Origin of the sequence: Prauserella muralis, assembly GCF_003202285.1 — a bacterium.
Classification (GTDB): Bacteria; Actinomycetota; Actinomycetes; order Mycobacteriales; family Pseudonocardiaceae; genus Prauserella_B; species Prauserella_B muralis.
Genome location: NZ_MASW01000001.1, coordinates 1,025,580 through 1,051,937, shown reverse-complemented (window position 1 = coordinate 1,051,937; position 26,358 = coordinate 1,025,580). Strand labels below are relative to the sequence as shown.

Annotated in this window: 27 protein-coding genes and 1 tRNA gene; 14 read left to right on the top strand and 14 right to left on the bottom strand. The window is 70.7% G+C overall.

Annotation, left to right across the window (positions count from 1 at the left end):
• Positions 1–94 precede the first annotated feature (94 nt).
• The 4 genes from BAY60_RS05975 to BAY60_RS05960 are packed head-to-tail and all read right to left on the bottom strand — an operon-like array spanning position 95 to position 4,129.
• Positions 95–871: an ATP-binding cassette domain-containing protein gene (locus tag BAY60_RS05975; protein WP_112279778.1), complete on the bottom strand. Its 777-nt coding sequence runs from the start codon at positions 869–871 to the stop codon at positions 95–97.
• Positions 868–1,683 carry an ABC transporter permease gene (locus BAY60_RS05970; RefSeq protein WP_112279777.1) on the bottom strand — a complete coding sequence of 272 codons (816 nt, stop codon included), beginning with the start codon at positions 1,681–1,683 and terminating at the stop codon, positions 868–870. Before BAY60_RS05970 ends, BAY60_RS05975 begins: the two co-directional genes overlap by 4 nt.
• Complete coding sequence (locus tag BAY60_RS05965) at positions 1,683–2,627, bottom strand: ABC transporter permease (protein WP_112279776.1); 945 nt, start codon at positions 2,625–2,627, stop codon at positions 1,683–1,685. Before BAY60_RS05965 ends, BAY60_RS05970 begins: the two co-directional genes overlap by 1 nt.
• A complete protein-coding gene (locus tag BAY60_RS05960; RefSeq protein WP_112279775.1) occupies positions 2,624–4,129 on the bottom strand; it encodes an ABC transporter substrate-binding protein in 1,506 nt (501 codons plus the stop codon). Before BAY60_RS05960 ends, BAY60_RS05965 begins: the two co-directional genes overlap by 4 nt.
• Before the next feature lie 91 nt (positions 4,130–4,220).
• Here BAY60_RS05960 and BAY60_RS05955 point away from each other — a divergent pair, with 91 nt between their 5' ends.
• Entirely contained in the window at positions 4,221–4,979 is a 759-nt protein-coding gene (locus BAY60_RS05955) for a FadR/GntR family transcriptional regulator (RefSeq protein ID WP_112279774.1), read from the top strand.
• 124 nt (positions 4,980–5,103) lie between these two features.
• On the opposite strand, the gene BAY60_RS05950 is transcribed toward BAY60_RS05955, so the two are convergent.
• From BAY60_RS05950 to BAY60_RS05940, 3 genes are all read right to left on the bottom strand, one after another.
• Entirely contained in the window at positions 5,104–6,318 is a 1,215-nt protein-coding gene (locus BAY60_RS05950) for a thioester domain-containing protein (protein ID WP_112279773.1), read from the bottom strand.
• Between the two features lie 154 nt (positions 6,319–6,472).
• Positions 6,473–7,450 carry a trans-sulfuration enzyme family protein gene (locus BAY60_RS05945; protein WP_112280745.1) on the bottom strand — a complete coding sequence of 326 codons (978 nt, stop codon included), beginning with the start codon at positions 7,448–7,450 and terminating at the stop codon, positions 6,473–6,475.
• Between the two features lie 243 nt (positions 7,451–7,693).
• Positions 7,694–7,776: transfer RNA gene (locus tag BAY60_RS05940), tRNA-Leu, on the bottom strand.
• A gap of 127 nt (positions 7,777–7,903) precedes the next feature.
• Between BAY60_RS05940 and BAY60_RS05935 the strand changes: the two genes are divergently transcribed.
• The 7 genes from BAY60_RS05935 to pknB all read left to right on the top strand — a co-directional run bounded on the left by BAY60_RS05935 (position 7,904) and on the right by pknB (position 17,416).
• Positions 7,904–9,112, top strand: coding sequence for an FHA domain-containing protein (locus BAY60_RS05935; protein WP_112279772.1), 1,209 nt, complete (start codon positions 7,904–7,906; stop codon positions 9,110–9,112).
• Positions 9,113–9,303: 191 nt separating this feature from the next.
• A complete protein-coding gene (locus tag BAY60_RS05930; protein ID WP_112279771.1) occupies positions 9,304–9,765 on the top strand; it encodes an FHA domain-containing protein FhaB/FipA in 462 nt (153 codons plus the stop codon).
• Positions 9,762–11,144 (top strand): PP2C family protein-serine/threonine phosphatase, encoded by a 1,383-nt coding sequence (locus BAY60_RS05925; RefSeq protein WP_112279770.1) that lies wholly within the window; start codon positions 9,762–9,764, stop codon positions 11,142–11,144. The genes BAY60_RS05930 and BAY60_RS05925 overlap by 4 nt, the downstream gene beginning before the upstream one ends.
• Positions 11,144–12,643, top strand: coding sequence for an FtsW/RodA/SpoVE family cell cycle protein (locus BAY60_RS05920; protein ID WP_112279769.1), 1,500 nt, complete (start codon positions 11,144–11,146; stop codon positions 12,641–12,643). The genes BAY60_RS05925 and BAY60_RS05920 overlap by 1 nt, the downstream gene beginning before the upstream one ends.
• Positions 12,640–14,106: a peptidoglycan D,D-transpeptidase FtsI family protein gene (locus BAY60_RS05915; RefSeq protein WP_112279768.1), complete on the top strand. Its 1,467-nt coding sequence runs from the start codon at positions 12,640–12,642 to the stop codon at positions 14,104–14,106. The genes BAY60_RS05920 and BAY60_RS05915 overlap by 4 nt, the downstream gene beginning before the upstream one ends.
• A 3-nt stretch (positions 14,107–14,109) precedes the next feature.
• Positions 14,110–15,333 (top strand): protein kinase domain-containing protein, encoded by a 1,224-nt coding sequence (locus BAY60_RS05910; protein ID WP_112279767.1) that lies wholly within the window; start codon positions 14,110–14,112, stop codon positions 15,331–15,333.
• Positions 15,334–15,421: 88 nt separating this feature from the next.
• The gene (gene pknB, locus BAY60_RS05905; protein ID WP_112279766.1) at positions 15,422–17,416 is read left to right on the top strand and encodes a Stk1 family PASTA domain-containing Ser/Thr kinase; all 1,995 of its coding nucleotides are present in this window, start codon (positions 15,422–15,424) and stop codon (positions 17,414–17,416) included.
• 80 nt (positions 17,417–17,496) lie between these two features.
• Here the strand turns inward: pknB and BAY60_RS05900 are convergent, their stop codons facing one another.
• Genes BAY60_RS05900 through BAY60_RS05890 form a run of 3 tightly spaced genes read right to left on the bottom strand, consistent with a single transcriptional unit; the run spans position 17,497 to position 19,361 of the window.
• The gene (locus BAY60_RS05900; RefSeq protein WP_112279765.1) at positions 17,497–18,138 is read right to left on the bottom strand and encodes an aminodeoxychorismate/anthranilate synthase component II; all 642 of its coding nucleotides are present in this window, start codon (positions 18,136–18,138) and stop codon (positions 17,497–17,499) included.
• 17 nt (positions 18,139–18,155) lie between these two features.
• On the bottom strand, positions 18,156–18,317 hold the full coding sequence (locus BAY60_RS05895; RefSeq protein ID WP_112279764.1) for a hypothetical protein: 162 nt from the start codon (positions 18,315–18,317) through the stop codon (positions 18,156–18,158).
• Positions 18,318–19,361, bottom strand: coding sequence for a class E sortase (locus BAY60_RS05890; RefSeq protein ID WP_112279763.1), 1,044 nt, complete (start codon positions 19,359–19,361; stop codon positions 18,318–18,320). It abuts the gene before it with no gap.
• 159 nt (positions 19,362–19,520) lie between these two features.
• Between BAY60_RS05890 and crgA the strand changes: the two genes are divergently transcribed.
• Entirely contained in the window at positions 19,521–19,787 is a 267-nt protein-coding gene (gene crgA, locus BAY60_RS05885) for a cell division protein CrgA (RefSeq protein ID WP_112279762.1), read from the top strand.
• A gap of 80 nt (positions 19,788–19,867) precedes the next feature.
• Positions 19,868–20,281 (top strand): PH domain-containing protein, encoded by a 414-nt coding sequence (locus tag BAY60_RS05880; protein ID WP_112279761.1) that lies wholly within the window; start codon positions 19,868–19,870, stop codon positions 20,279–20,281.
• Here BAY60_RS05880 and BAY60_RS05875 read toward each other — a convergent pair.
• A complete protein-coding gene (locus BAY60_RS05875; protein WP_112279760.1) occupies positions 20,278–21,222 on the bottom strand; it encodes a rhomboid family intramembrane serine protease in 945 nt (314 codons plus the stop codon). The two genes, BAY60_RS05880 and BAY60_RS05875, sit on opposite strands and share 4 nt — an antisense overlap.
• Positions 21,223–21,254: 32 nt before the next feature.
• A complete protein-coding gene (locus tag BAY60_RS05870; RefSeq protein ID WP_112279759.1) occupies positions 21,255–21,812 on the bottom strand; it encodes a peptidylprolyl isomerase in 558 nt (185 codons plus the stop codon).
• 89 nt (positions 21,813–21,901) lie between these two features.
• Between BAY60_RS05870 and BAY60_RS05865 the strand changes: the two genes are divergently transcribed.
• Positions 21,902–22,645, top strand: a complete 744-nt coding sequence (locus tag BAY60_RS05865) for a hypothetical protein (protein WP_245992344.1) — start codon at positions 21,902–21,904, stop codon at positions 22,643–22,645.
• A gap of 76 nt (positions 22,646–22,721) precedes the next feature.
• On the opposite strand, the gene BAY60_RS05860 is transcribed toward BAY60_RS05865, so the two are convergent.
• Together BAY60_RS05860 and BAY60_RS05855 are read right to left on the bottom strand one after the other, a co-directional pair.
• Positions 22,722–23,168, bottom strand: a complete 447-nt coding sequence (locus tag BAY60_RS05860; protein WP_112279757.1) for a DUF6918 family protein — start codon at positions 23,166–23,168, stop codon at positions 22,722–22,724.
• A gap of 186 nt (positions 23,169–23,354) precedes the next feature.
• Entirely contained in the window at positions 23,355–23,888 is a 534-nt protein-coding gene (locus BAY60_RS05855; RefSeq protein WP_112279756.1) for a DUF2020 domain-containing protein, read from the bottom strand.
• 83 nt (positions 23,889–23,971) lie between these two features.
• Here BAY60_RS05855 and BAY60_RS05850 point away from each other — a divergent pair, with 83 nt between their 5' ends.
• From BAY60_RS05850 to BAY60_RS05840, 3 genes are all read left to right on the top strand, one after another.
• A complete protein-coding gene (locus BAY60_RS05850) occupies positions 23,972–24,754 on the top strand; it encodes a hypothetical protein (protein ID WP_112279755.1) in 783 nt (260 codons plus the stop codon).
• 122 nt (positions 24,755–24,876) lie between these two features.
• The gene (locus BAY60_RS05845) at positions 24,877–25,266 is read left to right on the top strand and encodes an STAS domain-containing protein (protein ID WP_170160309.1); all 390 of its coding nucleotides are present in this window, start codon (positions 24,877–24,879) and stop codon (positions 25,264–25,266) included.
• A gap of 74 nt (positions 25,267–25,340) precedes the next feature.
• The gene (locus BAY60_RS05840) at positions 25,341–26,357 is read left to right on the top strand and encodes a chemotaxis protein CheB (protein ID WP_112279753.1); all 1,017 of its coding nucleotides are present in this window, start codon (positions 25,341–25,343) and stop codon (positions 26,355–26,357) included.
• Position 26,358 lies beyond the last annotated feature (1 nt).

Here is a 26,358-nt window from a genome sequence, read left to right as displayed (position 1 = left end):
TCGCTTCGCGGATTGTCGCTCACGACGCCTCCAGTGTTCTGCGGGACACCCGCACCCGGTCGGCTCTCGTGAGCATGGCTTCGCGGATTGTCGCTCACGACGCCTCCAGTGTGGACGCCGCGAGCAGCCGCTTCGTGTACTCGTGCCGCGGCGCACCGAGCACCTGCCGCACCGGGCCGGACTCGACGATGCGCCCCTGTTCGAGCACGAGCACGCGCTCGCACACCGACGCCACCACGGCCAGATCGTGGGTGATGAACAACAGCGCGCCGCCCTGCTCGCCCACTCCGGCGAGGATGAGGTCCAGGATGCGGGCCTGCACCGTGACGTCCAGCGCCGTGGTCGGCTCGTCGCAGATGAGCAGCGCCGGGTCGTTCGCCAGCGCGATGGCGAGCACGACCCGCTGCCGCTGCCCGCCGGAGAGCTGGTGCGGATAGGCCCGCGCGATGCGCTCCGGCTCGGGCAGCCGCACCCGGTCGAGCAACTCGACCGCGGCGGCCAGGGCGGCCCCGCGGTCGATGCGGCGGTGCAGCCGCATGGCCTCCGCCACCTGCCTGCCGACGCGCATCGCCGGGTTCAGCGCCGTCATGGGCTCCTGGAACACCATCGCGATGTCCTTGCCACGCAGCCGGGAGAGCTGCCGCTCCGGCGCGCCGAGCAGTTGCCGCCCATCGAGCCGCACGGAGCCGGACGCGGTGATCTCCTCGGGCAGCAGCCCCATGATCGCCGAGGCGGTGAGCGACTTGCCCGAGCCCGACGCGCCGATGAGGCCCACCCGCTCGCCTGGTCCGATGTGGAACGACACGTCGTCCACGAGCGTGCTCGGCCCTGTCGTCAGGCGCAGACCGTCCACAGTGAGCAGAGCACTCATCGGCGCACCTCCAGCCGGGGGTCGAAGCGGTCGCGCAGGCCGTCGCCGAGCAGGTTGAAGCCCAGCACGGCCAGCGCGATGGCCGCGCCGGGGATCAGCGCGAGCCTCGGCTCCACGGCGAGCAGTTCCTGCGACTCCTGCAGCATCCGGCCCCACGACGGCGTGGGTGGCGCGGTGCCGAAGCCGAGGAACGACAGCGCCGCCTCCGCCAGCACGGCGATCGCGAACGACACCGACGACTGCACCAGCACGAGCCCGGAGATGTTCGGCAGCACGTGCCGCCCCGCGATCCACGCGCGCGAACGCCCGCCCGCCCGCGCGGCGAGCACGTACTCGGTGCTCATCACCTGCAGGGTCCCTGCGCGGGCGACCCGCGCGAACGACGGCACCGTCGCCACCCCGATCGCCACCATCGCGGTGAGCGTGCTCGCGCCGTAGACCGCGCCGAGCATGATCGCCAGCAGCAGCGCGGGAAACGCGAGCACGAGATCGTTGACCCGCATGATGAGCTCGTCGAGCCAGCCGCCGCGCATACCGGCGACGATGCCGAGCGGTGTGCCTGCGAGTGCGGCGATGCCCACCGCCACCACCCCGACGTAGAGCGTGGTCCGCGCCCCGACCATGAGCTGGCTCGCGACGTCGCGGCCGAACCGGTCGGTGCCCAGCACGTACTCGGCGGTGGGTCCCGACAGCCGCAGGCTCGCGTCCACCAGCAGCGGATCGTGCGGCGTCCACGCGAACGACACGAGCGCCACCAGCACGACGAGCCCGACGAGCACGGCCCCCGCGACGAGATTGACGGTGCGGGCCATCACGACCTCCGCAGGCGTGGGTCGAGCAGCGTGTACAACACGTCCACCACGAAGTTCACCAGGAGCACGCCGACCACGAGCACCAGCACGATGCCCTGCACGGTGAGCAGGTCCCGCGCGGCGACGGCGTCGACGAGCATGCTGCCAAGGCCGGGCAGCACGAACACGCGCTCCACCACCACGGCGCCGACGAGCAGCGTCGCCAGCTGGAGGCCGAGCACCGTCACCACCGGCACCGCGGCGTTGCGCAGGCCGTGCCGCAACAGCGCCGGATACGGCCGCAGCCCCTTGGCGCGGGCGGTGCGCAGGTAGTCCTCGCGCTGGACGTCGAGCACGGCGGTGCGCACGTACCGGGTGAGCACCGCGCCCTGGACGAGGCCGAGCGAGGCGGCGGGCAGGATCAGCCCGCGCAGCCACTCCACCGGATCGTGCGCGGGCGGCGTCCACCCGCCGGAGGGCAGCCAGCCCAGCCGCACCGCGAACACCTGCACGAGGATCATCCCGGCCAGAAACGCCGGAACCGCGACGCCGAGCTGCGCCAGGCCGGACACGAGCGCGCCGCTGGGTTTGCGGTGCCGCACCGCCGCGACCGTGCCCAGCGGCACGGCGATGACGAGTGCCACGAGCATGCCCGCGCCGACGAGCCACAGCGTGACACCCAGGCGGTCGAGCAGCTGCGGGCCGATCGGCTCCCGGGTCACGTACGAGACGCCGAAGTCGCCGTGCAGGACCCCGCCCATCCAGTCGAGGTACTGGGCGACGAGTGGACGGTCGAGGCCGAACTCCTGCCGGGTGCGTTCGACCAGCTCCGGTGTGGCGTTGACGCCGAGCGCGACCTGCGCCGAGTCGCCGGGCAACACGGCGAGGAAGGCGAACACGACGATCGAGGCGGCGAGCACCCCGGCGAGCAGGATGGCCGTGCGGCGCACGATCGCGAGCGTCATCCCTCGGCCCTCCGCAGGCCTGTCAGATCGAACGACTCGCTGACCTGGTTGCGGACGAAGCCGGTGACCTCGGTGCGCGCGACCACGATGTTCGGAGCGAGGAACAGCCAGTTGGCGGCGGCGTCCGCGGTGAGGGTGCGGGCGACGGCACGCATGTCGGCGAGCTGCTGCTCCCGCGTGCCGACGTCGGCACGCTCCAGCAGGCGGCGCACCCGCGCGCTGTCGTAGCCCCAGTAGTAGTCCGGGTCGCCGAACGTCGTGATGTCGCGCGCCTCGACGTGGGAGACGATCGAGAGGTCGTAGTCGTGGTCGGTGAACACCTGCTGCAGCCACACGGCCGGGAAGTCGAGCGGCTGGATGGTGACGCGCACGCCGATGCGGCTCAGGTCGGAGGCCACCACCTGGGCCGCCGACACGGCGTAGGGCAGGTTGGGCACCCGTAGCCGCAGGTTCAGCTCCCGCACGCCCGCCTCGGCCAGCAGCGCGCGGGCCCGCTCGGGGTCGTGGGGGTAGTAGCCGGAGAGGTCCTCGTACCAGGGGTCGGTGGGCGGCACCATGCTGCCGATGAGCGTGCCGCGACCGGCCCAGGTGGCCTCCAGGAGTGCCCTGCGGTCGATGGCCAGCGTCAGCGCCCTGCGCACCCGAGCGTCCCGCAGAGCGGGCCGGTCGTTGTTGTAGGCGAGCACGACCTCGCCGTTGGTGGTGCCCTGGACGACGTGGAACCGCGTGTCCGCCTCGAACTGCGGAACCGAGTCCGGTGCGGTGATCTGGGAGATGACGTCGATGCCGTTGCTGAGCAGGGCGTTGTTGAGCGCGGTGGCGTCGTCGTAGTACTTGAGCACCACCGTGCGGTAGTCGGGCCTGCGGCCCCAGTAGCCCGGGTTCTCGGTGAGCACGATCGAGTCGCCCCTGCGGCGGCTCGCCACCTCGTACGGCCCGGTGCCGATCGGCTCGTTGGCCAGGTCGGCGACGCCGCTGCGGCTGAACATCGCGCCCACCCGGCCGGTCATGCTGAACAGCCACGAGTTGCTGGGCCTGCTCAGCACCACCCGCACCCGTGCGGGATCGACGACCTCGACACGTTCCACGACGTCCATCGCCGACTTCAGCGAGATCGTCCAGTCGGTCTTGACCCGCTCGATCGAGAACTTCACGTCCTCGGCGGTGAACGGCGCGCCGTTGCTGAATCGCACGCCGGTCCGCAGCCGGAAGTCGTAGCTGGTGCGGTCGGGGCTGACCGTCCAGGACTCCGCGAGCAGCGGCACGATCTCACCGCGCCCGTCGAGCTTCACCAGACCCTCGTAGACGTTGTAGAGCAGCGCCTGCGGGATCGCGGCACCGTCGGTGGTGGTGAAGTCGAAGTTCTGCGGCTCGGCGGTGAAGCCGACGGCGAGGGTGGACTCGTCGGCAGCCCCACCACCGACGCTCGCGGTGGAGCCCGCCGAGCAGGCCGGCACCGTGAGGATCATCGCGATCGCCGCCGCGAGCCACCGTGCCCTCATGCCACACTCCGGGTATGCTGGTCGGACCAGTAGCCTAGGCTGGCACTCGGTGCCCGCTCCGTCAAGAGGTTCCGCGGTGGACGAAGACCCTGTGAAGTTCGAACCGGTGACCGCGGTCCGGGCCTACGAACGGGTTGTGGAGCAGGTGGAGCACGCCGTGCTCACCGGACGACTGGTGCCGGGCGAGCGGCTGCCGAGCGAACGCGAGCTGATGACGCAGTTCGGGGTCAGCCGTTCGACGGTGCGGGAGGCCCTGCGCGTGTTGCAGGCAGGTGGCGTGGTCCGCTCGCGGCCCGGCGATCCGCGCGGCCCCGAGGTGCTGGCTCCCTCGCCCGCGACGCTGCGCAAGTCGATCCACCGGCTCGCGCGCGCCGAGCACATGGGGCTGGCCGAGCTGCTGCAGTTCCGGATGCTGCTGGAGGGTTCGGCGTATCTGCTGGCCGCGCACCTGCGCACGGCCGAGCAGCTGGAGCGGATGACCGACGCGCTGGAGGCGATGCGCAGGCACGTCGACGGCGGCGAGGGTGACGATGCCGCCTTCGGCGAGGCCGACCTGGCCTTCCACGACGCGGTCGCCCACGCCACCCAGAACCCGCTCGTGGTGGCCTGCGCCGAGGTCGTACGGGACGTGGCGCTGGAGCTCATCGAGGACAAGCTCGCCCACGCGGACGACCGCAGGGCGGTGAAACGCAAGACCGTGGCTCATCACGCGGAGATGCTGGCCGCGGTGCGCGACGGCGAGGGCGAGCGCGCGTGCCTGCTCGCCCGGCGCGCGCTCCACGACTACTACGCCGAGTACGTGCCCGCCGAGCGCCGCGCGATGCTGGAGCCGTTCCTCGGCTCGCCGTGAGCCACCCGACCGCGAACGGCAGCGGGAGAACAGCGAGAGACAGCGAAAGGCACAGCCCCCGGGGCCCGTTGTGGGCGCCCCGGGGGCTGTGCTCGTGTGCGCTGCCCGACTCGCTTGTGGCGCGTCAGGCGTTCTTCCGGCGGCGCTGGAGCAGCAGCGCGCCGATGCCGGCCCCGAGCAGCACGGCGCCGATGACGATCGGCGTCATGATCGAGACACCGGTCTGGGCGAGTTCGCCGGAGTCGGCCTGCGGTGCCACCGGGGTTTCGGTGGTCGGCGGAGCGGCGACGACCTCGGAGCTGGGCGCGGTGGTGGTCGTCGGCGGCGCGGTCGTGGTGGTCTCCTCCGGCGGCGTGGTGGCCTCGGGGGCGGCCTTCCACGTCATCGTCGCGCCGGTCGAGAGGTTGGTCTTCTCCGACTGCGCGACGATCAGCGACTGCGCGGCCTTCTTGGCGTAGCCGTGGGCGACGAAGAGGCGTCCGGTGTCGACGTGCGCGACGCCCTTCAGCTCGATGCTGCCCTGGCCGTCCTCGGCGTCCTCCGGCACGTTCACGTACAGCTCGGTGCCGTCGGCGATGTCGGCGGCGGTGACCTCGGCACCGTCGGCGCCGGTGAGCGTGACGCCCTCCGGCAGGTCGGCGGTCAGCTCGGCGATGTCCCCGGTCGTCGACACGGTGAAGGGACCGATGCGCCCGCCCGCGTCACCGGCGGCGGCATCGGGGGTGATGTCCAGGGTGGGCCTCGGCTGCTCACCGGTGCCCACGTTGGCCTCGCCGGTCAGGAAGTCGTAGAGCGCGAGCACGTCGGCCGCGGCAGCGGGGTTCTTCGGCGTGGGGTTGTCGCGCTGCAGGTCCTTGCCGTCACTGAAGTGCCAGACGGCGGCCTGCGTCGCGGTGATCGCCTCGCGGGTGCTCAGCCCGTCGTGGAACTCGACGCCCTCGGGGCTCAGCGCGTCCTCGATCGTGTCCGTGTCCTCGGCGGGATAACCGTGCTGGAGTACCCAGCTGATCTTGTCGCGGTTTTCGTGGAATGGCGATTCCGGATTCGGGAACCCGTCCCACGGGGTTTCCTGAAGTCCGCGGTCAGGGTCGATCCGGACGTCGATTTCGACGCAGTACGCCTTGAGCGAGTTACCGCTGTCGATGTCGAGTCCGAACAACGTGGTGGACATGTTGGCGTAACCGTCGCCGAGATTGACGCGGTAGCCCGGCGTGTGCGCGCCGGAGTCGAGGTGCGCCTCGGTTTCGTTGGCCGACACGGGAAGAGCGCCGAGCAGCACGGTGGCCGAGGCGCCGAGCAACGCCGCGCCGGCTCTGGCAAGGCCGGTTCTGCTGTGCATGAGTCTCCTAACCCCAGATTCAGACTTCCCCAGTTCGAGTGAAGATCACTCTTTCCAGTGAGGGCGGAGCATACACAGGGCATCAAATTGGTGTGAACCGGCCACTCGTTAGAGCAGAAAGTGCCTTTTCAGGACACGACCACGACGCCGCGTCTCATGTAGACAGAGCCGCCGACAGGTCGTGCCAGAGGTCGTCCGGGTCCTCGAGGCCGACGCTGAGCCGCAGCAGCCCGGGCGCCACCTGGGCGTCGCCGGGCCGCGCCGCCCGGCGCTCGACGGTGGTCTCCACACCGCCGAGGCTCGTGGCGTGCCGGATCAGCCGCAGGCGGTGGCAGACCTGGTCGGCGGTGTCGGCGCCGGCGAGCTCGAACGCGATCATCGTGCCGGTGCCCGGATACCGCACGCGGGTCACGGCGGCGTGCGCGGTGAGCCGGTCGGCCAGGAGGGCGGCCGTCCGCGACGCCTCGGTGTAGCGGACGGGCAGGGTGCGCAGGCCCCGCAGCGCGAGCCAGGCCTCGAGCGCGCCAGGGGTGGCGCCGCCGAGGGTCCGCGCCTCGCGCAGCCGGGCGGCGAGCGTCTCGTCGGCGGTGACGGCGAGGCCGAGCAGGAGGTCGCTGTGCCCGCCGATGAGCTTGGTGGCGCTGTGCACGACGACGTCGGCGCCCTGCGACAGGGGGCGGCTGCCGAGCGGGGTGGCGAATGTGTTGTCCACCACGACCGTGGGCCGCCGGGCCGACGCGGCGGCCGCCTCGGCCACCGCCGGGACGTCGACGAGGTCGAGGCTCGGGTTGGTGGGTGACTCCAGCCACAGCAGGTCCGCTTCGGCCGCCGCCTTCGCCCAGGCGCCGGTGTCGGCGGGCTCCACCTGCCGCACGCTGATGCGCCCGGCCCGCTCGGCGCGGCCGAACAGGGCTCGCGTGCCCGCGTAGCTGTCGGTGGGCACGGCCACACCGGCGCCGACGGGCAGCAGGTCCAGCACGGCGGAGACGGTGGCGATGCCGGAGGCGAACGCCGTCGCCGTGCCGCCTTCGAGGTCGCCGATGGCGGTTTCCAGCGCCTCCCACGTCGGCGTGCCCTGCTCGCGCGAGTAGTCGAGCCCCAGCGTGCTCGCGGGCACGATCGGAACGTTCATCGGCTGCCCCTGGCCGGAAGGCCGTCCGGCCACGATCGCCCGAGTCCGCGCCGACCACGACCCCACCTGCTGCTCCACCAAAGCCTCCTCACGAAACCGATGCTGGTCCGTACGCAACGAAACCACGCCGGGTGGTGAGGAGCTCGCACCGTGGGGGTCCGGGGGCTCGGCCCCCGGGTACGACGACGAAGAGGCCAGACAGCGAAGCGCCCTCCGGCGCGAGCAGGAGGGCACGAACTCGAGTGGGCGAGGAGGGAGTTGAACCCTCACGTCCTTTCGGACACACGGACCTGAACCGTGCGCGTCTGCCATTCCGCCACTCGCCCGAGTAACTGCGACAGCCCGGATAGCGTAGCAGGGGCGTCAGCCGGGTTTCACCGGCCCCGGTGTTCAACGCTCCAAACCCGGATACGATCTATTCGGAGGTACACGTGGAGGAGGGAGGTTGTCCTGGTGGGCCGCGTACAGCGCTTCGATCGGCGTCTCGAGAGCCTCGTGGGCAACACCTTCGCGCGGATGTTCGGTGGCAACGTCGTCACGCAGGAAGTGGCGCTGGCTCTGGAGCGCGAGAGTGAGGACAACGTCCGTGAGCTCGCCGGTGGGCGCAGGCTCGCTCCGAACCACTACATCGTGTCCCTCGGCGCCGCTGATCACGACCGGATGGCGGAGGATGAGCACCGGGTCACCCGGCTGCTCGCCGATGCCGTGGCACAGCACCTCGCCGAGCGGGGCTTGGACACCTATGGTGACGTCGTAGTCTCGCTAGAGCGCAACGAGGCGCTGCATACTGGACAGTTCAAGACCCGCTCGACCGTCGATCCCGACGTCACAGCACACGACGCCGGCGGTCAGGCACGGCCAGCACGAACCAGCGACGCAGGAGACCGACCAATGAGCCAGCCCGGCGGCTACGGCCAATACGACCAGGGTGACCCGTACGGCCAGCAGGGTCAGTACGGCTACGGACAGGGGCAGCCCGGCTACGACCAGGGTTACGGCCAGCCCCCGGCTCCCGGCTACGAGCAGGGTTACGGCCAGCCGGGCGGGTACGACCAGGGCTACGGCCAGCCCGGCGGCTATGACCAGGGCTACGGCCAGCCCGGCGGCTATGACCAGGGCTACGGCCAGCCCGGCGGCTATGACCAGGGCTATGGCCAGCCCGGCGGCTATGACCAGGGCTACGGGCAGCCCCCGGCCCCGGGCTACGACCAGGGCTACGGCCAGCCGCCCGCTCCCGGCTACGACCAGGGCTACGCCGCTCCGCCGAGCCCTCCCGGCGGCTACCCCGCGCAGGCTCCGCCGCCTCCGCAGGGCGACCCGTACGCCCAGCAGGGCTACGCGCCTCCCGGGATGCCCCCCGGTGGCGCCCGGCAGCTGGCGGCGACGCTGCAGCTCGACGACGGCTCCAACCGGACGTACTCGCTCAAGCAGGGCGGCAACGTCGTGGGCCGCGGTCAGGACGCCGACTTCCGGCTCCCGGACACCGGCGTGTCCCGCAGGCACCTGGAGATCACCTGGGACGGCCAGAGCGCGACGCTGGCGGACATCGGGTCCACCAACGGCACGACGGTCAACGGCACTCCCGTGCAGACCTGGCAGCTCGCCGATGGCGACGTGATCCGGGTCGGGCACTCGTCGTTGGTGTTCCGTACGCAGGGCTGATCCGGCACCCGGCTTGGGCTGTCAGGACTTTTCGGCCATCCCGCATGGCCCGCACGGGCCTGTCGCGCATAATGGCGGCCATGCGGGGGACCCGTGACGTATCCACGGCCGGGGCGGGGGACTCGGTCAGTGGATCGGACAGAGCACGGCGTCACGGGCTGGGCGCGAAAAGGCGGGAGCTGACACAACAGGTGCCAGAGCTGGTCGTTCAACTGACCAGAGCGGGTTTTCTCATCCTGCTCTGGTTGTTCGTGTTCGCCGCGCTGCGTGTGGTGCGGTCGGACCTCTATGCCGCCTCCGGACTGCGGGTGAACATGCCCAGCTTCCGGCGGGGCAAGGAGAAGAAGCCGCGGGGCGGCAAGACCCCCCGGCAACTCGTCGTCACACACGGTGCGCTGGCGGGGACCAGGATCGCCCTCGACGGGAGGCCGATCCTCATCGGCAGGGCGGACGACTCGACGCTCGTGCTCGACGACGACTACGCGTCGACCCGGCACGCGCGCGTGTCGCTGCGGGGCGACGAATGGTATGTCGAAGACCTGGGCTCGACGAACGGCACCTACCTCGACCGGGCTAAGGTCACTGCACCCCTCCGAGTTCCGCTCGGCGTCCCCATCCGGATAGGCAAGACGGTGATCGAGCTTCGCCCATGACTCTCGTCCTTCGCTACGCGGCCCGCAGTGACCGTGGCCTGGTTCGCTCCAGCAACCAGGACTCCGTCTACGCCGGCCCACGCCTGCTCGCACTGGCAGACGGCATGGGCGGCCACGCCGCCGGAGAGGTGGCCAGCAAGGTCGTCATCGCGTCGCTGGCACACCTCGACGACGACGAGCCGGGTGACGACCTGGTCTCCCAGCTGAGGGAGGCCGTGACCCAGGGCAACCAGGCCATTTCCGAGCTGGTGGCGAACGACCCCGATCTCGACGGCATGGGCACCACGCTGACGGCCGTGCTGTTCTCCGGTTCCCGGCTCGGCATGGTGCACGTCGGCGACTCCAGGGCCTACCTGCTGCGCAACGGGCAGTTCTCGCAGATCACGCGCGACGACAGCTTCGTCAACGAACTGCTGGAGCAGGGCCGCATCACCGAGGACGAGGCCGCGACGCACCCGCAGCGGTCGCTGCTGCTCAAGGCGCTGACCGGGCACGAGGTGGAACCCAGCTTCACCGTGCGCGAGGCCCGTGCTGGCGACCGTTACCTGCTGTGCTCGGACGGCCTTTCCGGCATGGTCAGCAACGAGACGCTCGCCGAGGCCATGCAGATCCCCGACCCGCAGGAGTGCGCCGACCGGATGATCGAGCTGGCGCTCAAGGGCGGCGGCACCGACAACGTCACCGTCGTGGTGGCCGACGTCGTGGACATCGACTTCGGCGAGGACGCCCCGATCGTGGGCGGCGCGGCAGGCGACGGCAGCGACGAGGGCCACCAGGGCGACTCCCCGGCCGCGCGGGCGCGGGCGCTGACGGCGCCACCACCGCCCCAGCCGCAGCGGTACGAGGCGACGGAGCCGCCACCCGACCCAAAAGCGAAGCGCCGTAAGCGGATTCGCCTGCTGGTCGCCTTCGGGCTGGCGCTGATCCTGCTCGCGGCCGCCGCGATCGCCACCCGGTACTTCGTGCTGCGGCAGTACTACGTCGGGGTCGGGGCCAACTCGGAGGTCGTGATCTTCCAGGGCGTTCCCGGCAGCATCCTCGGCTTCGACCTGCACAAGCAGGCGGAGGGCTCGTGCCCGCCGGAGGCGTCGCTGTGCGAGCGGCTGCACCTGCAGGACCTGCAGCAGGATGCCCGCGTCGCCGTGCGCAACGGCGTGAAGCGCGACAACCTCGCCGAGTCCCGCGACTACATCGACACGCTCCGGCGCAACAACATGCTGGAGATCTGCGACGAGGATCAGCCGCAAGGTGGCGGCCTGATCGGCGGCATCGGTCAGGGCGGCTCGGGGCAGCAGCCATCCGAGACCACGACGCCGCAGGAGCGGGGCCAGCAGCCGGGCGTCGACTGCCGCCCTGCGCCCAGCCCAGGCGGTAACTAATGGCTCAGCCCGCAGGGAATCCGGGGGCGGCAGGCCAGCAGTACACGACCAACCCGCCACGTGAGCTGCCCACCCGGCGGGGCACGGAGCTGGGGCTGCTCGCCTTCGCCGCGTTCATCGTCACCTCGGCGTTCGTGCTGGTCCAGGCCAACCAGGAACAGGAACTGTCCTGGTCGATCGTCTGGTACGGCCTTGCCTACCTCGCGATCTTCGCGGTCGCGCACGCCGCGGTGCGGCGCTGGGCGCCGTACGCCGACCCGCTGATCCTGCCGTGCGTGGCGCTGCTGAACGGCCTTGGCCTGGTGATGATCTATCGCATCGACCTGGCCACCCAGCAGGAGGCACTGGCCGTGGGCGAGGAGGCCAGCTCGAACGCGCCACGGCAGGTGCTGTTCACGGTGCTGGCGCTGGCGTTGTTCCTCGCGGTGCTGAAGGTGGTCTCCGACCACCGCACGCTCACCCGCTACGCCTACACCTTCGGGCTCATCGGCATCACCGCGCTGGCACTGCCCGCCGTGCTGCCGAGTTCGCTGTCGGAGGTCAACGGCGCGAAGGTCTGGCTCAAGCTGCCCGGCTTCTCCATCCAGCCAGGCGAGTTCGCCAAGATCCTGCTGATGATCTTCTTCGCCGCGTTCCTGGTGGCGAAGCGCGACCTGTTCATGACGGCGGGCAAGCGCGTGCTGGGCATCGAGCTGCCCCGCGCCCGCGACCTGGGCCCGATCATCATCGCCGCGGTCGCCTGCCTCGGCATCCTGGTGTTCGAGAAGGACCTGGGCACGGCGCTGCTGTTCTTCGGCATCGTGCTCGTCATGCTCTACGTCGCCACCGAGCGCATCATCTGGGTGGTCGTCGGCTTGAGCATGTTCTTCGTCGGCGCGCTGATCGCCTACCAGCTGTTCACGCACGTGCAGCAGCGCGTGGCGAACTGGATCGACCCGCTCGCCACCTACGACGACCCGGGTGGCGGCTACCAGATCGCGCAGGGCCTGTTCGGGCTCGGCACGGGCGGCATGTTCGGTACCGGGCTGGGCGCGGGCAGGCCGGAGACGGTGCCGGAGGCCAACACCGACTTCATCAGCGCGGCGCTCGGCGAGGAACTCGGCTTCGTGGGGCTCGCCGCGGTCCTCATGCTGTACCTGCTGCTGGCGATGCGTGGCATGCGCAGCGCGCTCGCGGTGCGCGACACGTTCGGCAAGCTGCTGGGCGGCGGCCTGTCGTTCGCCGTCGTCATGCAGGTCTTCGTGATCGTCGGCGGCGTCACCAAGCTGATCCCGATGACCGGTGTCACCACGCCGTTCCTCTCGGCGGGTGGCTCGTCGCTGCTGGCGAACTACATGCTCATCGCACTGCTGCTGCGGATCTCCGACGCGGCCCGCCGCCCGCAGCAGCAGGCGAGGCCACGACCGCAGGCACAACAGGCCCCGCTGGCGGAGGCGCACACCGTGATGGTGCAGCGACCGCAGCAGGGACAGGCAGCCGACGGAGGGCCGACGCAGTGAACAAGCCGCTACGCAAGGTCGGCATGGCCATGCTGGTCATGGTGGCGCTGCTGCTCGCCAACGCCACCTACATCCAGGTCGTGCAGGCCGACGACTACCGCAGCGACGGGCGCAACCGGCGGGTGCTGCTCGAGGAGTACTCCCGCGAGCGCGGCAAGATCGTGGCCGACGAGACGGGACAGGTCCTCGCCGGCGTCAGGCCCACCGACGACACGCTGAAGTTCCGGCGGACCTACCGCAACGGGCCGATGTACGCGCCGGTCACCGGGTACTACTCGGTGCTCTACGGCGCGGGCGGGCTGGAGCGCTCCTACGACGAGTTCCTCAACGGCTCGGACCCGCGCCTGTTCGTGCGCAGGCTGTCGGACATGATCACCGGCCGCGACCCCCGGGGTGGCAACGTCCGGCTGACCGTGCGGCCCGAGGTGCAGGAAGCGGCCTACCGGGCCATGGTCGACAACGGCTACACGGGCTCGGTGGTGGCCATGGACCCGAAGACGGGCGACATCCTGGCCATGGTGTCCACGCCGTCCTACGACCCGAACAAGCTCGCCTCGCACGACAGCGAGGAACAGCAGCAGGCCTGGCAGAACTTCACCGACGACCCGGCCAACCCGATGCTGAACAGGGCCATCAGGGAGACCTACCCGCCGGGCTCCACGTTCAAGATCGTCACCACGGCCGCGGCGCTCGAGAACGGTGCGACCGCCGACACGCAGGTGACCAACGCCTCCGAGGTGACCCTGCCCGGCACGAGCACCACGCTGGAGAACTACGGCGGTGCCACCTGCCCTGGCAGCACGCTCGCCGACGCGCTCAAGTACTCGTGCAACACCGCCTTCGCCGAACTGGCCGGCCAGCTCGGCAAGCAGAAGCTGGAGGAGACCGCCGCCAACTTCGGTATCGGCGGCGACCTGCAGATCCCGATGAACGTCGTGCCGTCGGGCCTCGGCGACCTGGAGAGCGAGGCGGCCCTGTACCAGAGCGGCATCGGCCAGCGGGACGTGCGGCTCACGCCGCTGCAGGACGCCCTGCTGGCCGCCACCGTCGCCAACGGCGGGGTGGCCATGAAGCCGCAGCTGGTCAAGGCGCTGCTGGCTCCCGACCTGTCGACGATCGAGGAGTTCACGCCCGAGGAGCTCACCGGCGAACCCGCGTTGTCGGCCGCCAACGCCGAGGTGCTGAAGAACATGATGATCGCCTCGGAGGAGAACACGAGCGGCGGCGGCAAGGACCCGGACCTCAAGATCGCCTCGAAGACGGGCACCGCGGAGCACGGCACCGACCCGAAGGCCACGCCGCCACACGCCTGGTACACCGCGTTCGCCCCGTACGACGATCCGAAGATCGCGGTCTCCGTGATCGTCGAGTCGGGCGGCAACCGCGGCCTCGCGGCCACCGGCGGCACCGTCGCCGCCGAGATCGCCAGGTCGACGATCGCCGCCGCCCTCGGGGGTGGATAGGTCATGCTCTCGTCGGGGCAACTCATCGCCGAGCGATACCGCCTCGCCAAGCGGATCGCCGTCGGAGGCATGGGCGAGGTCTGGGAGGCCAGCGACACCCGGCTCGACCGCACGGTCGCGGTGAAGATCCTCAAGGCGGAGTTGTCCGGCGACGCCGAGTTCCTGCACCGGTTCCGCACGGAGGCGCGCACCACCGCCTCGCTGAACCATCACGGCATCGCCGCCGTGCACGACTACGGCGAGACCGAGGCCGGCGAGCACTCGATCGCGTTCCTGGTGATGGAGTACGTCGCGGGCGAGCCGCTCGCGGCGATCCTGGCCAGGCAGGGCCGCATCTCCGCGGAGTACACCATGGACATCCTCGAACAGGCGGGGCACGCGCTGCAGGCCGCCCACGAGCGAGGACTGGTGCACCGGGACGTGAAGCCGGGGAACATCCTGGTCACCGCGACGGGAGCGGTGAAGATCACCGACTTCGGCATCGCCAAGGCGGCGCACGCCGCCCCGGTGACCCGCTCCGGCATGGTGATGGGCACCGCCCACTACATCGCCCCGGAGCAGGCGCTCGGCCACGACGCCGAGCCGGCCAGTGACGTCTACTCGCTCGCCGTCTGCGGCTACGAGTGCCTCGCGGGGCGCAGGCCGTTCCTGTCCGAGAACGCGGTGACGGTCGCCATGATGCACATCCGCGACCTGCCGCCGCCGCTGCCACCCGACGTGCCGCCCGGTGCGCGGGCCGTCATCGAGGCGACGCTGGTGAAGGACCCGAGGCAGCGCTACGCGAGCGGCGGCGAGTTCGCCGCGGCCGTGGCGGCCGTGCGGGCGGGCCACCCGCTGCCCGCGCCGTCCGGCCTCGTCGGTGCCGGGTACGGGCCGGTGCCGCCGAACCAGCCGAACCCGATGGCGCCGGTGGGTCCGGGCTCCCACCCGACGATGCAGCCGGTGGCCCCACCGAGTGGAGGTGTGCCGCTGCCGTTCCCGCCACAGCAGCGGCGCAGACCGGCGGCATTGTGGATACTGCTGGGGCTGGCCGTGGCGCTGGCGATCGCGGTGACCGCGGTGTTACTCGCCGTGGTCCTGCGGGACGACGCGGTCCGGTCACCAGGCGGAGCCGAGACCCGATCCACCGGCGTCCGGGACAACTCGCCGAACACCGCCAAGCGTTCACCCATTGAAGACGGCGGACAAGGCATGATGGGCACACTGCCGATGGAGAACCGCAGGTGATAGTGGACGGCATGCTGGCAGCGCCCCGTCGACGTGATTGCGTTCGCGCGCTGGAGAAGGCACTGACGGAATGGAACGGCACCGAGCAATGAGCGCACCCCGACTGCTCTCGAACCGCTACGAGCTGGGCGACACGCTCGGCTACGGTGGCATGTCCGAGGTCCACCATGGGCACGACGTGCGCCTCGGCCGTGAGGTGGCCGTCAAGATCCTGCGTGCCGACCTCGCGCGCGACCCCCAGTTCCAGGAGCGGTTCCGCAGGGAGGCGCAGAACGCCGCCGCGTTGAACCACCCTGCCATCGTGGCGGTGTACGACACGGGTGAGGCCGACACCGAGTACGGCCCGCTGCCCTACATCGTGATGGAGTACGTCGAGGGCCGCACGCTGCGTGACATCGTCAAGACCGAGGGTCCGATGTCGCAGAAGCGCGCCATGGAGGTCATGGCCGACGTCTGCGCGGCGCTGGACTTCTCGCACCGCCACGGCATCGTCCACCGCGACGTCAAGCCCGCGAACGTGATGATCACCCGCAATGGCGCCGTGAAGGTGATGGACTTCGGCATCGCCAGGGCCGTGCACGACGGCCAGGCGGCGATGACGCAGACGGCGGCGGTCATCGGCACGGCGCAGTACCTCTCCCCGGAGCAGGCGCGCGGTGAGCAGGTGGACGCGCGCAGCGACGTCTACGCGGCCGGCTGCGTGCTGTACGAGCTGGTGACGGGCGAGCCGCCGTTCACGGGCGACTCGCCGGTGGCGGTCGCCTACCAGCACGTCAGGGAGGATCCGAAGCCGCCGTCGGCCGTGAACCCCGCGGTCTCGCCCGAGCTGGACGCCGTCGTGCTCAAGGCACTGGCCAAGGGCGTGGCCAACCGCTACCAGTCGGCGGCCGAGATGCGCTCCGACCTGGTGCGCACGCTGTCCGGCCAGCGTCCGTCGGCCCCGATGGTGCTGTCGGACGAGGAGCGCACGGAGGTGCTCGGCGCCACGCGGGCTCAGCCGGGGGTGTACGACTACGACGACTACGGGCCGGACGACTACGACCCCGAGGAGGAGGCGCGCCGCAAACGGCGCAAGCGCGGCCTCATCGCCGCGCTGCTCGTGGCCCTCGGTCTGGCGGCCGTGGCGTTCGTGATGTGGATCGCGGGTGCCTTCGAGAGCGAGCAGCAGCTCGTCCCGGTGCCGGACGTGCGCGGCCAGACGGTGGAGCAGGCCAAGCAGACGCTGCGGCAGGCCGGGTTCACCAACTTCGGTCCGCAGGAGAACGTCGAGTGCCGCGACCAGGCCAACGGTGAGGCGGCGTGTTCCCCCGACGAGATCGGCAAGGTGATCGGCACGCTCCCGCAGACCTCGGAGCAGGTCCCGGTCACCGAGGAGATCCGGCTGCGGGTCGGGGTGGGCCCGGAGAAGGTGCAGGTGCCCGACCTCACCGGTCTCGACCGCACGGCGGCCGAGGAGGAACTGCGCAAGGCGGGCCTCGTGCTCGACCAGAACGTCGCCCAGGTCGAGGTGGAGGACGAGAGCTCGTACGGCAAGGTCGTCGAACAGAATCCGGCCGCGGGCTCCCAGCTGGAGAAGGGCCAGTCGGTGCGGATCACCATCGGCACCGAGCCGGACACCATCGAGGTGACCAACTACACCGGCAAGAGCTTCGAGGAGGCCAAGGCCGGGTTGGAAGGCTCGGGCTTCAAGGTCAGCCGCACGGACGTCGACTCCGACCAGCCCGCGGGCACGGTGGTCAACCAGACACCGAACGCGGGCAGCTTCCCCGAGGGCACGGTCATCGAGCTGCAGGTGTCCAACGGCGCGAACCAGCAGATCCAGATGCCGGACCTGCGGGGCATGACGCAGGACCAGGCGCTGGCCGAGCTGCGCAATGCGGGCTGGAGCGGTGACGTCGACATCCAGACCGAGGAGGTCCGTGACTCCGACGACGTGGGCAAGGTGACCAACACCAGCCCGTCGCCGGGCAGCTCCATCACCAAGGACCAGACGGTGACGCTCTACATCGGCGAGGAGGACGGCTCCACGGAGACCTCCTCCTCGGATCCGCCGATCCCGGGTCTGCCGGGCGGCTCCAGCTAGCGCGGCCCCGGCGAGCCGAAGGGCACCGCGGGCACGCATCGTGTACCGAAGGTGCCCTTGGGCTCGCTTCGGGAACGGCGTCAGGCGGCGGCGGCCTTCTGCAGTGCGCGGGTGGCGCGTTCCAGCTCGGTGACGATGCCCTCGGGCACCGGGTGCCCCGCGGTGGCCATCCAGTTGGCGAGCATCCGGTGGCCGCCCTCGGTGAGCACCGACTCGGGGTGGAACTGCACGCCCTCGATGGGCAGCTCGCAGTGCCGCATGCCCATGACCACACCCGACTCGGTGCGGCCGGTCACCTCGAACGCGTCCGGGATGGTCTCCGGCAGCACGGTGAGCGAGTGGTAGCGGGTCGCGGTGAACGGATCCGGCAGCCCGGCGAGCACGCCCGCGCCGGAGTGCCGCACCTGGCTGGTCTTGCCGTGCAGCAACTCGTGCGCGCGATCCACGGTCGCGCCCCACGCCACACCGATCGCCTGGTGGCCGAGGCAGACGCCGAGCATGGGCACCCGCTCCTCGGCGCAGCGGCGCACGACGTCGATGCTCTGCCCCGCACGCTCGGGTGTTCCGGGCCCCGGCGAGACGAGCACGCCGTCGAAGCCGGCGACCTGGTCGAGATCCACGACGTCGTTGCGCCACACCGTGCAGTCGGCGCCGAGCTGTGCCAGGTACTGCACCAGGTTGTAGACGAAGCTGTCGTAGTTGTCGACGACGAGGACGCGCATGGTCGACAGCCTAACCGCTACTGCCCTTCGACGGAGACGTCGTTGAACGGCAGCATCGGCTCCGCCCACGGGAACACCACGAACATGAGCAGTGCCACGGCACCCAGCACCAGCACGGCGGCGAGCGCGACGCGCACGGCGAGCGGGCCGGGCAGGTGCCGCCAGATCCAGCCGTACATCTAGAGCTCCCCGATCTCGCGCAGCAGGTCCTCGTAGTTCGCGCCCTGCGCCTTCTGGAACTGGTTGGTGAGCACCGAGTGGATGATCATGCGCTCCCGGTCGGAGAACTGCGGGTGGCACGTGGTGAGCGTGAGCAGCGCCGCCTGCGACGCCTTGGGCAGGACGTCCTCGGGCCGGTACGGCACGGGCGCCACCGCGTCGCCGCGGTCGGGGGTGACGATGACGCGGCCGAACGTGTCGGCGTAGGCGCCCTGCTTGTCCTGCAGCGGTGCGACGTTGGCGCACTGGGGGTCCTTCGCCCTGCCGCCTGCCCAGCCCGCGACCTCGTCGCGCATCGGCAGCACGCGGTAGACGTAGAAGCTGTCGGCCGTCTCGATCACCACGGCGTCACACGAGTTCAGCAGGTCGAGGTCGTTGAAGGGTGCGCCCTTGCCGACACGGTGTCCGGCCACGCCCATGTTGCCGGGCTCGCCCGGCATGGCCGTCTCCTTGTAGTGACCGGGGCCGATCTCCAGCGTCGCCGTGTCGACGCCCTGCTGGACGGTGAAGTTCCAGTCGGCCCCGAACGACGGGATGTAGATCCGCGCGAACGCCTTGCCGTCGAGCGGCTCGGCGTGCAGCTGCCTGCCCTGCTCCCACTGCGACTCCAGGTCGGCGCTGGCCCGGCGCTGCAGCTGCGCCGACATCAGGTTGGTGACGTACAGCTCGTAGACGACGAACAGCAGCACCACGAGGCCGAGCGTGATGAGCACCTCGCCGAACGTGCGCACGACGGCACGGCCTGCCCCGCCTCCCCCGCCTCCCCCGGCTCGCTCGGGAGCGGGTGGCCTCGTCGGCGGCTTCGGCGGCTTCGGCGGTGTGGTGCCCCTGGGCGGCTGCGTGGCGGGCACGGTGGGCGGGTCCGCGCGTGGATCCGCCTGCGGGCGCCCGCGGGGCCCGGTCCGCGGCGCCTGAGGGCCCCCGGGACGCCGGGCCTGCTGCGGGCGCCGGGTGAAGTCCGGGACCGGGATTTCCCTGGTCTCCGGCTCGTCGTACCTCGACAAGCGAGCTCCTCCCGGGCGCGGCACGGCGCCCGTCTGTCACGATCTGCTGGTCCGGCGCTCGCTCCCCGGTTCTAGCGCCTGCCCGATTACGTTAACGTGTTCAGAGGACGGCGGTTGCGCACTGCCGTGGATTTTGCCCGACAGCACGCGAGGACTCCGATGCCCAAGTCCAAGGTCCGCAAGAAGACGGCGTACACGCCGCCGGCCGATCGTCGTACCCCGGTGAAGGTGCGCGCCGCCGGTCCTTCGCATCCGGTCTACAAGATCGTGATGTTCGGACTGATGCTGCTCGGTCTGATCTGGCTGGTGGTCAACTACCTGGCCGGCGACAAGATCCCGTTCATGCTGGAGCTCGGCAACTGGAACTTCGCCATCGGCTTCGCCCTGATGATCACCGGCCTGCTGATGACGATGCGGTGGCGCTGACCGGCGGTGGCCGGTCGTCCGAACGGCGGCTTGACAACGAATTACAACAGTGTGACTAATCCCCAGTGTGGACAACCCCTGTGGATAACTTCGTAGCGCGCTGGGCGCCGAGCACCGGCCTGGTCGCCGTCGGCTGGTTGCTCGCCGCGGCGGCCGCCGCCGGCCTGGTGCTCTCCGCGTCCTCGGCGGACCGCCCCGGCGCCGTGCTGTTCGGGGTGGCGACACTGGCGCTGGCCGCCGCGGCTTCGCACGGCACGTTCGTCCGGCCGAGGCTGACCGCCGACGGTGACGGTGTGCGGGTCCGGACGCTGTCGGGCAGCAGGCGGCTCTTCTGGGACGAGGTGACGATCCGGGTGGCCACGACGCGGCGGCTGGGCCGCGATGTCGCCGTGCTGGAGATCGAGTCCGACCAGCTGCAGGTCTTCGGCTGGATCGAGCTGGGCGCCGACCCCCGGGACGTGCACGAGCAGCTGCTGGCGCTGCGGGCCGGTTAGGCGCAGAGGCCGGTTCCGCACAGCTGGGCCGCCAACTGCGCGTCGCGGTACACCACGAGCCCTGCGAGCGCGGCGGTCAGCACCAGCACGGTGCCCGCCTGGTAGACCACCCGCTGCTTCTCCGGCGCGTAGACCATCGCGGCCATCGCCAGTGCGCCCACGACGAGACCACCGAGGTGACCGAGCAGCGAGATCCCCGGGATGGACACACTGAGAATGAGGTTGAGCACGATGATGCCGATGGCCGCGCCCGGGTTGAGCCGCAGGCGCAGGACGGCCACCAGCAGCGCGCCCATCAGCCCGTAGATGGCGCCGGACGCGCCCGCCGTGCCCGTTCGGATGTCCTCGAAGACGAACACGGCCGCCGCCCCGCCGAGCAGGGACACGGCGTACACGGCGAGAAAGCGCACCTTGCCGAGCAGGATCTCCAGGTCCCGGCCGAGGATCCACAGCGCGAGCATGTTCATGCCGATGTGGATCAGGCCGTAGTGCAGGAAGCCGGACGTGACCAGCCGCCACCACTCGTCGCGCACCACGATGCCCGCGGGCCACAGCACCCCGTCGGCGAACAGCTGCGAGCTGTCGTTGTTCATCGGGCTGCGGGCCTGCACGGCCGTGACGACGTAGACCAGGACGTTGACCGCGATGAGCGCGGGTGTCACCACGGCGCGCTGCGACAGGCGCGCGCCTGCGACCGTCCGCGCGCCGTAGCCTGCCCTGCGGTACTGGACGGCCTGTACGCGCTGCTGCTGCCGTCCGGCCTGCACACAGTCGACGCACTGGTAGCCCACGGACGCTTCGCGCAGGCAGTCCGGGCAGGCAGGCCGGTCGCACCGGACGCAGCGCAGACCGGTCTGCCGGTTCGGATGCCACCAGCATCCGGGCAGCGCTTCCTGCTGGTAGGGCTGCCCGGACTGCGGCGGGTAAGGCGGCTGGCTCACGATGCTTCCAACCTACCCGTTTCCCGCCCCGGTCAGCCGCGCTCGATGCTCACCTGCTCGATGACGACGTCCTCGAGCGGCTTGTCGGCAGGCCCGGTGGCCGTGCGCGCGATCGTGTCGACGACGTTGCGCGACTCCTGGTCAGCCACCTCACCGAAGATGGTGTGCTTGAAGTTCAGGTGCGTGGTGGGTCCGACCGTGATGAAGAACTGCGAGCCGTTGGTGCCCGGACCCGCGTTGGCCATCGCGAGCAGGTACGGCTTGTTGAACTGCAGTTCCGGGTGGAACTCGTCGTCGAACTGGTAGCCGGGCCCGCCGCGACCGGTGCCGGTCGGGTCGCCACCCTGGATCATGAACCCGTCGATGACGCGGTGGAAGATCGACCCGTCGTAGAACGGGCCGGACCGCTCGCCGCGGGCGTTAGGCTGGGTGTATTCCTTGCTGCCTTCCGCCAGGCCGACGAAGTTCGCGACCGTTTTGGGGGCGTGATCAGGGAAAAGGTTGAGGTGAATGTCGCCTCGGTTGGTGTGCAGCGTGGCGTTCAACTTCGCTCCACCGAGGGATCCGTTGCTCTCAGTCACGCGATTCATCGTGCCATCTGCGGCGAGATCGCCCTGAAAGGGGCAGGATGGGTAACGAGCGCAAGACGGAAAATCCAACGATTGACGAGGTGAAGGCGATGGCTCGAACCGCGGACACGGCGGGTGAGTCGGTGCGGAACGGCACGCGCAACCTGCGACAACGGGCACGGGAGGCCGGCAAGGCAGGCGCCGACGTGGCGGCGCACGCCGCCCAGGTCGCCGAGCACAGGTTGGCCGAGGGGACCGAGGCCGCGCGCAAGGAGTTCTCGAAGACCTCTCGCCGTACCCGCAAGAAGCTGGCCGCCCAGGCGAAGCGGACCCGCAAGGACGTCGCCAAGAACGCCGCGCACGCGCGCAAGGTGGCCGCCGAGCGCCGGGAGGAGCTGCGCGCCCCCGGCCGCAAGGCCAAGAAGGCGGCCATCAAGGCCGCGAAGTCGGCGGGCCAGTCCAAGCGCAGGGCCAAGCGCGACTTCAAGCAGGCCAAGAAGGAGTTCCGCGCCGCGATGGCCGAGGCTCAGGTGGCCGCGAAGGGCGAGAAGCGCAAGCGCAGGAAGCTGCCGTGGTTGCTGGCGCTCGGTGCGCTGGCCGCCGCCGTCGCCTACGCGCTGCGTTCGAAGCAGGAGCCGCCGGTGGCGCCCGCTCCCCCGCGCAGCACGGACGCTCCGAAGCTGGCGGAGGCCACGCAGAACAAGCCCGCGCCGAGCGCTGCCGACAAGGCGGAGCCGAAGACCGAGTCGAAGCCCGCGCCGTCGGGACAGTCCGGGCAGTCGGCCGCGAAGACGCAGAAGGCTCAGAGCAACGGGCAGCAGCAGGCCAGGAGCGGCCAGCAGAAGAAGAGCTGACCGGGCACCGCAACGACCGAGGCCACCCGGCCGCGCTGGACGCGGCGGGGTGGCCTCGTGTGGATCCGGTGCCGGATCAGGCGGTGTGCTTGTCGATCAGCGCACCGAGCCGCGGCAGGGCCTCGACGACGTTCTCCTTACCCTTCGGGCGGAGCTTGTTGTAGACCTTCTTGATGCTGTCGCGGCTGCTCTTCTCCGCGCGGGCGTCGGTGACCGACAGCAGCGCGTCGGCGGCCTCGTCGCCACGGGTGGGCAGGTAGGAGGCGAAGCTGCCGCCGCCGTTCGCCTTGAAGTCGGCGAAGATCGGCTCGAGCTGCGCGACGAAGTCGTCGAGCAGGCTGTCGACGGCGGAGCCGATGATGCCCGGCTTGATCTTCTTCACGGCGCCGTAGCCGGTCTTGATGACGGTGCCCGAGACGCCGCCCTTGCCCGCGACCTCCTCGTCGATCAGGTTCTGCAGGTCGGTCACGACCGTCGGGCGGCGGCTGGAGTCGAGCAGCGATTCCTTGAGGGTGTCAGCCACGGATTCCTATCCTTCGTCACTTCGAGATCAACGATTGCGGGGGTTTGCAGGAGGGTCGTTCGCCGCTCCCGTAGCCCCGATTGAGGGACACCGGAAGAGGCGCCGGTTCCTCGATGCCTGCGGTGTGCGCGTCAGACTAGTACAAGATCAACTTGGCCTGCACGCAGTGGTATCCGACGGTCACGCTCAGATCCCGAGCCCGGAGATCGCCTGCGTGGCCACGGTGCGCGCCTTCACGCTCTGTTGCTGGTTGGTGGTCACGATGACCGCTTTGCCCTCTTTGGCCACCGCGTACACAGCACCGTCGCCGGTCGACTCGTAACCGCCTGTCCACCCCGCGGGCTGCTCGGTCGGGTTCGACGTGTCGACGGGGGCGGCCTTGTCGACGAGTCCGGTCGCCACCTCGGGGTCGCCGACGTAGACCCGCACGGTGAGCTGGACGTCGCCGTCCGGCCGGTAGAAGAAGCAGGCCGGATGCGGCTCGTCCGCGGAGAGCCGGACCTCACCGACGTGCTGGCCGTTGGCTCGCGCGACGAAGTCGGTGTCCAGGTACGGGCACGGACCCGCCGCTGCCGGCTTCGGATCCGGCGGGAGTACCGCCGAGGACGGGGCCTGACCCGACGAGGCGGTGGAGGGGGCAGGTCCGGGGGTCTGCGTCCCTGTCGAGCAACCGGCGAGCAGCGCGGCGGCCGCCGCGCCCAGAACAACGAGTCGTCGCATAGGTCGGACAGTGAAGCAGAACGGCCCCGTACTCCCGTCGCGGGAGGTACTGTCTCCCTCTGCCGACTGGGGAGGACGAGCCCATGTGCGCCGCGACGTCTGATCCGCTGATCGCCTACGCCACCTTCGGCTGGCTGCCCGAACAGTTCACCGGTGTCAGCTACCAGGTCGGCTCGTACGGAGACGGGGCACTGGCCAGGGGTCCTGGCGAGCTTCCGCCGACGATGTGGCTCACCGTGCACGACGCCGAACCCGGCCTCAACGGGCGGCAACGTCAGCTGTTCGGCCACATCGAGCCGCACCGGCTCGGCGTGCGGGTCGGCGACAAGCAGGGCTACTGGCTGACGCGCGACCCGCGCGACCCCCTCAACGGCGGCGACGCCTACCTGCGGTGGCGGTTTCCGGACGGGAAGTGGGCCGAGTTGAACGCCTACTATCTGGACGTCGCCGATCCTCAGGCCGTGCTGCTCCGCGTGGCCGACAACGTGGCCGCCGTCGAGCGGCCGGTGCCGTTGCCCGTGCGCATCCGCGACCTGCCGGAGAACTACCTGCTTGCCGACGTCGAACTGTCCCGGCCGCCGGCGCAGAGCGCCGGCGCCTGGGAGCTGCAACTGCGCTTCACGGTCAACGGTGCCACCGTGACCATCGACGTGTTTCCCGAGGGCACCCGCCCGGACGGGTTCGGGTTGGGGCTCGGTGTCGTCCAGTCGGCCCGTACGACGGCAAACGGACTCGAGGCGTGGGTCAGTGTGGACCGGCCGACGGCGGCGGGGCTGGATCGGCTTGGCGGGCCGGAAGGCCTGCTGGACCGCCTCGATCTCCTCGGCCCGGACGAGAACGCCTGGACGACGAGCGTGTTCGGCTGAGGTGGGCCGACAGGCATGCGTACCACGTGGCCAGCGTGCATCTTGCAGTCGCCAGCGATACGATGTGCACACGGTTGAGCAGGCAGCCGCGTCCTGTGTCACACGTTCGCCGGGGGAATCGCGTGGCTCCCGCACCTTCGCACCCGCACCTGCAGTTGCACGTCCGCGTCGACGGTCGGCATCCCGGCTGCGTCGTGGTCGTGCTGGACGGCGAGGTCGACCTGCAGACCGTCGACCAGCTCTCGGCCGCGCTGGAGACCCAGCTCGCACGCAAGCCTGCGCTCCTGATCGTCGATCTGTCCGCCGTCGGCTTCCTCGGCGCGGCCGGGCTCAGTGCCCTGCTGGATGCCAGCCGGGCCGGGCTCGATCATGGGACCGAGCTGAGACTGGTGGCCGGCAGGCGGCGGGTCGTCCGGCGCATTGTCGATCTCTGTGGCCTGACCACGGCGCTGCCGGTGTACCGGGACGTCACCGAAGCCGTGGTGCCGTCGCCGACGGACACGGCCGGTTGAGCACCGTGCGGCCGGGTACTCGGAGCGTGGCGACATCGGTCGGCGCGACGTGACGCGGTCGGGGTGAAGAGACGATGGCGATGCCTGACCCACCGGTGCCCCACCGGGACCTGGTGGTCATGGGGGCGTCCGCGGGAGGCGTGGAGGCCTTGCGGGACCTCGTCGGCGCATTTCCGCGCGACCTGCCGATGGCAGTGCTCGTCGTGCTCCACCTGCCCTCCGGGGGCACCAGCGCTCTCGCCACCATCCTCGACCGCGCCGGGCCGCTGCCCGCGAGGCCGGCCGAACACGACGTGCCGCTGAAGCCCGGAATGGTCACCGTGGCCCCGCCCGACCATCACCTGCTCGTCGGGGGCAGCCGGACGCTGCTGGCGATCGGGCCGGCCGAGAACGGCCACCGCCCTGCGATCAACGCGCTGTTCCGTTCCGCAGCGCTCGACGCGGGTACCCGGGCCGTCGGCGTGATCCTGTCCGGGACGCTCGACGATGGCGTGGGCGGCCTGGCCGCCATCGCCGACCGCGGCGGCGTGACCGTCGTGCAGGACCCCGACGAGGCCCTGTACCGCGGGATGCCGGACAACGCGCTCGCCCGCGTCGACGTGGACCACGTGCTGCCCGCCGCCGGGATCGGCGCGCTCCTGGGCGAAGTGGCCACCAGAAAGGTCAGTGACGTTGCCGTGAACCAGCCCGATCCCGCTCTGCTCCTCGAGAACGAGATCGCCCGCGGCTTCGACCGGCTTTCCGAGCAGGATCAGTCGCGGCTGGGCGGTCCCTCCGGCTACCTGTGCCCTGACTGCGGCGGATCGCTCGCCGAGGTCGCCGAAGAGCGATTCCGGTGCCGCGTGGGACATGCCTGGACCGGCCAGGCGTTGCTCCAGGCCCAGGGCACCAACCTGCAGCACGCGCTGGCGACCGCGGTGCGAACACTGGAGGAGAAGGCCCACCTGGCCCGCAAGCTGGCACGCGACCTGCCGGCCAGAGGAACGCTCGCCGAGCGGCACGCGAGGCGCGCGGCCGAGGCGGACGAGGCTGCCGACGCGCTCCGCGCTCACCTGCTGGCCGTCTACACCGAGGTGACGGTGGAGGATTGAC

What these genes read in the sequence shown, in the direction of transcription:
- BAY60_RS05975 (WP_112279778.1), bottom strand. Translation starts at nt 871, where the DNA reads ATGAGTGCTCTGCTCACTGTGGACGGTCTGCGCCTGACGACAGGGCCG.
- BAY60_RS05970 (WP_112279777.1), bottom strand. Translation starts at nt 1,683, where the DNA reads ATGGCCCGCACCGTCAATCTCGTCGCGGGGGCCGTGCTCGTCGGGCTC.
- BAY60_RS05965 (WP_112279776.1), bottom strand. Translation starts at nt 2,627, where the DNA reads ATGACGCTCGCGATCGTGCGCCGCACGGCCATCCTGCTCGCCGGGGTG.
- BAY60_RS05960 (WP_112279775.1), bottom strand. Translation starts at nt 4,129, where the DNA reads ATGAGGGCACGGTGGCTCGCGGCGGCGATCGCGATGATCCTCACGGTG.
- BAY60_RS05950 (WP_112279773.1), bottom strand. Translation starts at nt 6,318, where the DNA reads ATGCACAGCAGAACCGGCCTTGCCAGAGCCGGCGCGGCGTTGCTCGGC.
- BAY60_RS05945 (WP_112280745.1), bottom strand. Translation starts at nt 7,450, where the DNA reads ATGAACGTTCCGATCGTGCCCGCGAGCACGCTGGGGCTCGACTACTCG.
- BAY60_RS05925 (WP_112279770.1), top strand. Translation starts at nt 9,762, where the DNA reads ATGACTCTCGTCCTTCGCTACGCGGCCCGCAGTGACCGTGGCCTGGTT.
- BAY60_RS05920 (WP_112279769.1), top strand. Translation starts at nt 11,144, where the DNA reads ATGGCTCAGCCCGCAGGGAATCCGGGGGCGGCAGGCCAGCAGTACACG.
- BAY60_RS05910 (WP_112279767.1), top strand. Translation starts at nt 14,110, where the DNA reads ATGCTCTCGTCGGGGCAACTCATCGCCGAGCGATACCGCCTCGCCAAG.
- pknB (WP_112279766.1), top strand. Translation starts at nt 15,422, where the DNA reads ATGAGCGCACCCCGACTGCTCTCGAACCGCTACGAGCTGGGCGACACG.
- BAY60_RS05900 (WP_112279765.1), bottom strand. Translation starts at nt 18,138, where the DNA reads ATGCGCGTCCTCGTCGTCGACAACTACGACAGCTTCGTCTACAACCTG.
- BAY60_RS05895 (WP_112279764.1), bottom strand. Translation starts at nt 18,317, where the DNA reads ATGTACGGCTGGATCTGGCGGCACCTGCCCGGCCCGCTCGCCGTGCGC.
- crgA (WP_112279762.1), top strand. Translation starts at nt 19,521, where the DNA reads ATGCCCAAGTCCAAGGTCCGCAAGAAGACGGCGTACACGCCGCCGGCC.
- BAY60_RS05870 (WP_112279759.1), bottom strand. Translation starts at nt 21,812, where the DNA reads ATGAATCGCGTGACTGAGAGCAACGGATCCCTCGGTGGAGCGAAGTTG.
- BAY60_RS05865 (WP_245992344.1), top strand. Translation starts at nt 21,902, where the DNA reads ATGGCTCGAACCGCGGACACGGCGGGTGAGTCGGTGCGGAACGGCACG.
- BAY60_RS05855 (WP_112279756.1), bottom strand. Translation starts at nt 23,888, where the DNA reads ATGCGACGACTCGTTGTTCTGGGCGCGGCGGCCGCCGCGCTGCTCGCC.
- BAY60_RS05850 (WP_112279755.1), top strand. Translation starts at nt 23,972, where the DNA reads ATGTGCGCCGCGACGTCTGATCCGCTGATCGCCTACGCCACCTTCGGC.
- BAY60_RS05840 (WP_112279753.1), top strand. Translation starts at nt 25,341, where the DNA reads ATGGCGATGCCTGACCCACCGGTGCCCCACCGGGACCTGGTGGTCATG.